Origin of the sequence: Mesorhizobium sp. M7A.F.Ca.CA.004.06.1.1 (assembly GCF_003999135.1) — a bacterium.
Lineage (GTDB): Bacteria > Pseudomonadota > Alphaproteobacteria > Rhizobiales > Rhizobiaceae > Mesorhizobium.
In genome coordinates this window covers 1-8,287 of the sequence record NZ_RZPQ01000201.1, presented here as the reverse complement: position 1 = coordinate 8,287, position 8,287 = coordinate 1, and the positions used below count along the sequence as shown (strand labels likewise).

The following is an 8,287-nucleotide window of genomic DNA, read 5'->3' as shown; positions in this document are numbered from 1 at the left end:
TGTGGGACCCGAAGGACGGGCGAGCCACGGGTCTCGCCCGTCCTTCGGGTCCCACAAGTGGGGAGATCGGCATCATCACCCCCTTCCGCTTCTCCACCTCGGCCTTCCTCAGCAGGAACCGCTGAATCTTGCCGCTGGGTGTCTTCGGCAACTCGCTCGTTGACCGCCGGATGTTCGATCAGCGCGCTTTCGACGTCGATGCGGTAGCCCGGCAGAGGTGATGGCGTCGTCGGCGCGGCCGATCAGGAGATCGACCGTCCGGTTGCGCGAATGGCCCGAGAAGGGCTGGCCTCACCCGTGCGGCCCTGTATCATGGCCTTGTGAATGCTTGGGAGGAGGCTTGTGCATGCGGCTGAATCGGAATCTCTGTCATTGGAGGGTTTGGGTCTTCATCGCCGCAATGGTGCTTTGGCCGCACGCGGCGCCGGCCGATACCCTCACGCCCGAGCGCATCACTGCTGCCCTGTCGAAGCTCGAAGCGCTTGCCGAAGCCGCCGTAGCGGACGGTGCTGTACCCGGTCTCGCCATCGGCGTCGTGCGCGATGACGAGGTGATCTTCCTCAAGGGTTTTGGGCATCGCGAGGCCGGCAAGCCAGAGACCGTCGACGCCGACACGGTGTTCCAGATCGCCTCCCTTTCCAAACCGGTTTCCGCCACCGTCGTAGCGGCGTTGGTTAGCGACAGGATCGTGTCCTGGGATTCGAAGATCGCCGATCTCGATCCGGCCTTCCGGTTGGCCGATCCTTATCCGGCGAGCCAACTCACCGTTCGTGACCTGTTTTCGCATCGCAGCGGGCTTCCAGGCACCGCCGGAGACGACCTCGAAGGTATTGGCTACGACCGCGTCGAGATCGTGCATCGCCTGCGGTTCGTGCCACCATCGTCGAGCTTTCGCGCCGGGTATGCCTACAGCAATTTCGGATTGACAGAGGGTGCCATGGCAGCCGCGACACCGACAGGAAAGCCCTGGGAGGAGGTCGCCGAGGAGAAGCTCTACCGTCCGCTTGGCATGGCCTCGACCAGTTCCCGTCATTCGGACTTCGTCAAGCAAAGCAACCGTGCTGCGCTTCACGTCAAGGTCGATGGCGCCTGGGCCGCGAAGATAGAGCGCGATCCGGATGCGCAGGCGCCCGCCGGCGGCGTCAGCTCCACGGCACGTGACCTCTCGCAATGGCTGCGCCTCATCCTCGGCAACGGCGTTTATGCCGGCAAGACACTGATTGCCGCCGATGCGCTAAGCCAGACGCATGTTCCGCTGATAGCGCGCGGCAACAACCCCGTCTCCGGCGGCGCATCGTTCTACGGCCTCGGCTGGAACGTCGAATTCGGCCGACACGGCCTGAGCTGGGGCCACGCCGGCGCCTTCAGTGTCGGGGCGCGTACCCTGGTGACAGTCTTCCCAAAGGAGAAGCTGGGCATCGTCATCGTCGCCAACGCCTTTCCGACTGGCCTGCCGGAGGGATTGTCCGACAGCTTCGCCGATCTCGTCTTCGACGGTAACGTCGAGAAGGACTGGGTCAAGGCGTGGAATGATATCTATGCGGGCCTGTTCGGTCCGGCGGTCGCGGCGGCCAAGGCCGCCTATGCCGCGCCGCCGTCTCCGCCACGGCCAGCCGGGCCGGACAGCGTCTATGCCGGCCGGTACGCCAACGACTTCATCGGCGATGCGATTGTGTCGGAAGCGGGAGACCACCTTGTGCTCAGGGTAGGCCCGGCCGCCGGCCGGTCCTACTCATTGAGGCATTTCGACGGTGACCTTTTCCTGACCTTCCCCGACGCGGAGACGCCGGACAGCCCCTCGGGCGTAAGTTTTGTGGTCGGCGCTGACGGCAAGGCGTCGGCCATGACCGTAGGTTTTCTCGACGACAATCATCTCGGCACGCTGCAACGTGTGGGGGACTGACTTCCAAATCGAACGGTGCGGCCGGGAGTTCAGGATGCCGGGCCGTACCGGAGCAGTTTGAAGCAATCGCCGTTGCCCGATTTCGTCTGCGCCAGCAAGGGCTTCGACCTGTCTATCCATTCCTGATGTGACTTCGCATCGGCCTCGATCGCATCGACCGGTGCAAGACTGACAAAGCTGCGTCCGTGGCTGAGAAGCCAGCACGCACGGCCGAGAAATCGCCTGCTGCGCTGGCGCAAGAGGTCGGCATCGTAGAAGATGTCGAGCACCTCGTGCTTGATCTTGCGCTGCGTTTCAGGATTGGCGATCGCAACCTCAATCGGCTCGCCGCCGATCGCATCCTGCAGGTCCTTGTAGTCGAGGGTGAGTTGGGTGATGGCATATTTGATCTCGCTCTCGTCGCGCACGATGTCGAACCATAGCGTCGGATCGAGCTCGTTGACGACGAACGACGACTCGAAATCGCGCGACAGGTTGAGGATGTCGAAGTCCCGGATGTCGACGTCGCGCTCAACCAGCAGGATTTCGCGGACCTGCTTGCCAAGCTCCGCTCCCTGCGCGCCGATGGCGGCGTTGGTTCCACCAAGTTCGGGACTAATATAGGCCCCGCCGTCATCCAGCAGCGCGTCGAATTCGCCAAGTGACTCGACGAGGGGAGCGCCGCGAGCGATGCGCGCCGCCAGCTTGGCCAGAACCTGCTGAAGATCCGCTTCGCGTCTGCGCTGGTCTTGGTAATTCTGCTGGAAAAAGAAGATGAACAGGGACACGCCGATGCCGATCAGGATCACGCCCAACTGCGAGAAGATGTTGCGGTGGTATTCCAGCAGCTTTTCGCGATGGCGCACGTCGTCGCGCACACTGTGGGCGACGCGCAAATTGACGATCAGCGACAGGATGAGCAGCCCAGTACCGACGAGGATGAGGCCGCCGATGAGCAGGTAACCATGGCCTGTGCTGAAATCCATTCCTTTTCCCTGAAGCCCAGACTGCGCAGAATAGTGCCATTTTGGCTAAATACCTACGGATTTGCAGGCGGTGGATTTGATGGCGGCGGCCACCCCGGAAGGTTGACCCGCCTGGCCATCCGGCCGATAGCTCCGCCAGAAACTGTCCTGAGAACCCTGATGACTTCAGACACCAACCTCCACGATGCACCCGCCGTCGGCCCTGACACCGACTGGCAGGCGGACGTCCGCGCCGGCGTGCGCCACGTGCGCGATCTGGCGTCCCTCCCGCTGTCCCCAGCCGAGCGCGCGGCCGCCCAAGCCGCGGCGGTGAAGCACAAGGTGCGCGCGCCCAAAGCCTATCTCGACCTGATCGACTGGAGCGACCCGGCCGATCCGATCCGGGCGCAGGTCATCCCGTCTCCGCAGGAACTTGAGGAAGCGGAGGGCGAGCTCGACGATCCGATCGCCGATCATGACTTCAGCCCGGTGCCGCGATTGACGCACCGTCATGCCGACCGGGTGCTGCTGTTCCCGACCTATCAATGCGCGGTCTATTGCCGGTTCTGCTTCCGCAAGGAATCGCTGACCTCGATCGGTCGTGGCTATACGCACGAGGCGCTGGAGCCGGCGCTGGCCTATATCGCCGAGCATCCCGAAATCCGTGAGGTGATCCTGACCGGCGGCGATCCGCTGTCGCTGCCCGACAAGGCACTGGCCGAAATCTCCGCGCGCATCGAAGCGATCCCCCATGTGCGGCTGCTGCGCATCCATACGCGCGTGCCGGTGGTGCTGCCGTCGCGCATTACATCAGGGCTCGTCGCGACGCTGCAGGGCCGGCTGATGGTCACCGTCGTCACCCATTTCAATCACGCGCGTGAAATCACCGGCGCTACCGAGGTGGCCTGCCGCACGCTTCGGCGAGCCGGGTTCGTGCTGCTCAACCAGAGCGTTCTGCTCAAAGGCGTCAACGACAGCATCGAGGCGCTGGAGGAGCTCTGCCGCGAGCTGATGTACCGCCTCGGCGTCAAACCCTATTACCTGCACCATGGCGACCTCGCGCGCGGCATGGCGCACCGGCGCACGACGATCGCGCAGGGACAGGCGCTGACCGAAGCGCTGCGGGCGCGGCTGTCGGGCATCTGCAACCCCGTCTATGTGCTCGACCTGCCGGAAGGCGGCGGCAAGGTGCCGATCGGGCCCTGTCATGTCGAGGGCAGGCAGGGGGAGAGCTGGCGGCTGCGCGGGCTCGATGGCGAAGTGCGGGAATATAGGGAGATCGTTGGCGCGCAAGAGGAACAGTCTTCGAAGATTCCAGGCTCGTGACGCCAGGATCCACCCGGATAATCCTACAGCGTCACAGCGACCGTTCGTAATGGCCAGCGTCTGCGCCGCCCCTCACCTGCCTGCCGGCATCCTCTCCCCGTATAGTGACGGGGAGAGGGGTGCTGTCATCGGCGATTTCGCCAATCTCCAGCGTTGCGGGAAGAATGCCGGCGTCGCGGCCAGCCCCTCTCTCCCCGTCACTATACGGGGAGAGATGTCCGGCAGGACAGTGAGGGGCAGCGCCAACGTCAACGATTGCCGCGTTCGGCTAGGAACTCATGACGCCGTAGCGCAGCAGAATAAGCGCGCCGACCTCAAACCCCATCTCCATCGACAAACGCCAGCACCACCACGCGCGGGGCAGCGCAGTAAACGAGCCTGGCCTTGCGGCCGGTCTTCGTCGTCGCCTGGCCTGCGTTCAGGTCGACGGTGATGTCCTCATAGCCCAGCACCTCGCGATCGAGCGGATAGACGGCCTTGTAGACGGCTTCCTTGGCGGCAAAGAGGATGCGGCCGGCAAGATGCCGGTCGGCTGCGTCCGTGCGGTCCGCGGGCGTTGTCACGAGGGCCAAAGTATCATCCGGGAGAGGCTGCGCGGGCTCGACGTCGATGCCGAGCGAGGCGATATCGCCAATCGGGGCAACCGCCGCCACGGCCATGTCGTCGTCGTGCGCGAGCGAACCGGTTATCCCGTCGGGCCAGACCGGCGCGCCGGTTGGCGTGCGCAGGATGGCGACGTCGCCGACGCCAAGCTCCGCCAGCAGTCCGTGCGCGATCCACCGGGCCGCGCCGCTGGCGCGCCGCATGCCGGGCTGGCGCGCGGGGAGGGAATGCGCTTCCCCGGGCAGCAGATGGGCCTCGTCGCCGTCGCGGATCATGCGACATCCGATCCGGACTCCCGATGGTGCGATGGCGGCGATCGCTTCGGCCAAGGCGATTTCCTCGGGCAGCCGCGTCACGGCTCGTGCGTCCGTGCCGGCAAAGCGAGATCGGCGATCATTTCGCCGTCCTCGTCGAGCCCTTCTTCGACGAAACCGGCGCTGCGATAGAGGTTTCGCGCCGCATCGTTCTCCGGTTCGTAGCAGATCGAGACGTGGCTGATGTGGCCGAGCCCCTGGATTTCGTCCAGCACTTCGCGCAGCGCGGCCTTGCCGTAACCTTTGCCTTGAGAAGCGCGGTCGATCATGAAGCGGTAGATGCGCGCCTCGTCGTCATCCTCGGGCGCCTCGTACATCAGGAAACCGACGACACGGGTCCCAGCCATGACGACGCGTGGCCGCGCGTCTGCGTCGGTTTCGGCTTCTTCCAGCGAGTCCGCATTGCCGGCGACGAAATCCCTCTGCTCCGGCGCCAGTTCCAGGGCCGTGACCAGGGCACGGTTGGCCTCGGTCACGGCAACGAGACGGATGTCTCCGGTGTTCAAGCCGATGCCCTTCTTCAAGCCGATGCCCTGGCCGATACCTTGGAGCCATCGTCGGTGATCGGCTCGACGAAGCGGTGCAGCTTGGCCGGATTGCCCCTCCATATGGAGTTGGGCTCCAGCTCTTCGCCCTTCATGACGAAGGAGTCGACATCGACCACCGAGCCTTCGCCCATCACGACGCCGTAGTGGACAAAGGCTGAAGGTCCGAGCGTGCAGCCCTTGCCGATGCGGATGAAGTCGGACTTGAAAGCGCCTTCCTCCAGCGAATGGGCCTGGATGACGCAGCCCTCGTTGAGGGTGGCGTCGTCGCCGATCTCTACCAGCGAGCGTTCGGTGAGGTTGCTGCCGCCGTCATAGACCCGTTTGCCAACCTTGACGCCCAGCATGCGCAGGATCATCGGCCGGAACGGCGTGCCGGCGAACAGGCGCACGATCGGCGAATCCGCCAGCTTCCAGTGGCGCTCGTGGCGCCAGAAGGCGACGTCGTAGATCGTCGTCATCTGCGGCTTCAGCCGGCCGAAACCAAGGCTCGCCCGCTCCACGAAGATGTAGAACGGAATGGTGATCGCCGAGGTCAGGAGCACGGCGACGAACAGCGCGACCTCGGCCCATTCGGTGTAGTAGTTCAGCGCCCGGTCCCAGATCGCCAGCGTGACGAACAGCATGACCCATTGCGTTGCCACGAAGAGCAGGATCGTCACCAGATTGTGGCGGTTCTTGTGCGGGATGCGCCGGCGCCGGTCGTCTTCGTCGACGCCCGCGATGAGTTCCTTGTCGCGGTTCACCATGCGCGGGATTTCAAAGGCAGGCGAACCCAGAAGCCCGACATTCTCGCGCAGCGGCCCGTCGATGGGGATCATCACCTTGGTGCCGAGCAGGACGTTGTCGCCGGTGCGCCCGTCCGGCGGATAGTAGATGTTGTTGCCGAGATAGTTGCGCTCGCCGATCCTCGTCGGCTCGAGCCGGAAGGCGGAGGCGGATTTGTGCATGTTGATCATGAACAGCCCGTCCGACACCATGGTCTCGGTGCCGATCTCGCACAGAAGCGGGTTTTCGTGCTGCTGGTTGGAGCCGAAATTGGAGCCGGTCTGCACCACCTTGTTGAGGTTCCAGCCGATCGCTCTCATGTAGTGCACGATGGCCGAGCTGTCGCCGGCCAGCAGGCCGAGCACGCGGGAATTGCTGGAGAATTCAGCGACCGTCTGCAGCCAGTAGCGGAAGCCGTACAGCGTGTAGGTGCGGCCTGGCTTCAACAGCAGGCTGACCAGGCGCGGCACCAGCGTCGCCGCCAGGAAGGATGCGGCCATGTAGCCGAACAGCGTCACCGTGGTGCCGATCGCGACGACGCCGATGGTTTCCTGGTAGTCGTCGCCGACGTTTTCCCAATAGCTGTGGAACAAAAGCGGCAAGGGGGTGACGATGGCAAACAGCCCGATCAGCTGCACCGCTTCGAAGAGGAAGCGCCTGATGTTGGACGGATCGACATTGCGCACCTTGCAATAGTCGGCCGTGGTCGGCACGGCCGGCGAGCCATGCCAGCGTTCGCCGTCGGGGATGCTTTGGCCGCGGTGCAGTGAGGACGAATGGCCGAGCTGGGCGCCGTCGCCGATCCGGGTGTCGATGTCGAGCGTCGAGCCGACGCCGACAAAGGCATCGCGGCCGATGGTCAGCGGCCCGGTGTGGATATAGCCGGACTGCGCCCGGAAGCCGAGGATCATGGATTCCTTGCGCAGGATGGTGTTGGCGCCGATCGAGATGAGATCCGTGCAGACGGGCACGGATTTCGATTCGATGACGGCGTTCTTGCCGAGCTTGGTGCCCAGAAGCTGCAGGTAGATGCTGTAGAGCGGGCTGCCGCGGAACAGCACGACGGGCGCGGTGCGGATCAATGTCTTGACCACCCAGAAGCGGAAGTAACGCACGCCCCAGATGGGAAACGCCTCCGCCTTCCAGCGGCCGACCAGCACCCATTTGGCGATGACGGCAAAGCCCGACATGCCGAAGAACACGGCGGCCGAAAGCGCCACGCACCTGATGTAGAGCTGCAGCGGATCGTCGAGCGCGTCATACATCCAGTTGAGGCCGTCATTGACCGCCCACAAGGCGCCATAGCTGTAGAGCGCGTAGAACAGCAGCTGTGCGGCGCCGCAGGTCCAGTAGGCGAAATTCGAGGCCCGGCGGGTGAGGACGGGCTCGTTGGTGGCCGTCGTCATCTCGTCCGCCACGCCCAGGTGGAGCGCGAGCCGTGCCACGGTCGGGTGGAGGTAGATGTCGCGCATCGACGCCGTCGCCCATTCCTTCCTGGTGCGCAGGCGGGCGCAGAAATGCGCCATCAGCAGCGAGTTGGCGCCGAGATCGTCGAAGAAATTGTCCTCGACGGACACTTCTTCGAATTTCAGCACCGCGGCCAGTGCGTCGGCGAGGAAACGCTCGTCGTCATTGGCGGGCGCGACCATGGCGCGATCGCCCGAAAGCCGCACGCTTGTCGGCTTCGGCAGCTGGCGCAAATCCACCTTGTTGGAAACCGTCATCGGGATAACAGGCAGTTCCTCCAGATAGGAGGGCACCATGTAGTCGGGCAGCCGCCGCTTCATCGTCCTGGCGAGGTCGGCGCGCGAGATCGCCTTCTGGCCGGCCTTGGGGGCGTAATAGGCGACGAGTTCGACGCGGCCGGGCTCGATCTCCCAGGTG

Annotated in this window: 6 protein-coding genes; 2 read left to right on the top strand and 4 right to left on the bottom strand. The window is 64.4% G+C overall.

Features of this window, described 5'->3' with window-relative positions; genetic code table 11:
- Nucleotides 1–346 precede the first annotated feature (346 nt).
- On the top strand, nt 347–1,903 hold the full coding sequence (locus EN906_RS14445; RefSeq protein ID WP_127269407.1) for a serine hydrolase: 1,557 nt from the start codon (nt 347–349) through the stop codon (nt 1,901–1,903).
- A 29-nt stretch (nt 1,904–1,932) separates the two neighbouring features.
- Here the strand turns inward: EN906_RS14445 and EN906_RS14440 are convergent, their stop codons facing one another.
- Nucleotides 1,933–2,868, bottom strand: a complete 936-nt coding sequence (locus tag EN906_RS14440) for a hypothetical protein (protein WP_127269406.1) — start codon at nt 2,866–2,868, stop codon at nt 1,933–1,935.
- Nucleotides 2,869–3,027: 159 nt separating this feature from the next.
- On the opposite strand from EN906_RS14440, the gene EN906_RS14435 reads away from it, so the two are divergent.
- Entirely contained in the window at nt 3,028–4,173 is a 1,146-nt protein-coding gene (locus tag EN906_RS14435) for a KamA family radical SAM protein (RefSeq protein WP_127271998.1), read from the top strand.
- A gap of 314 nt (nt 4,174–4,487) precedes the next feature.
- Here the strand turns inward: EN906_RS14435 and EN906_RS14425 are convergent, their stop codons facing one another.
- From EN906_RS14425 to EN906_RS14415, 3 genes are all read right to left on the bottom strand, one after another.
- The gene (locus EN906_RS14425) at nt 4,488–5,132 is read right to left on the bottom strand and encodes a 4'-phosphopantetheinyl transferase superfamily protein (RefSeq protein ID WP_127272000.1); all 645 of its coding nucleotides are present in this window, start codon (nt 5,130–5,132) and stop codon (nt 4,488–4,490) included.
- Complete coding sequence (locus EN906_RS14420) at nt 5,129–5,614, bottom strand: GNAT family N-acetyltransferase (RefSeq protein WP_127269338.1); 486 nt, start codon at nt 5,612–5,614, stop codon at nt 5,129–5,131. Before EN906_RS14420 ends, EN906_RS14425 begins: the two co-directional genes overlap by 4 nt.
- Nucleotides 5,611–8,287, bottom strand: a 2,677-nt coding sequence (locus EN906_RS14415) for a Pls/PosA family non-ribosomal peptide synthetase (protein WP_245484251.1), incomplete at its 5' end; no start/stop codon positions are given. The genes EN906_RS14420 and EN906_RS14415, both read right to left, overlap by 4 nt.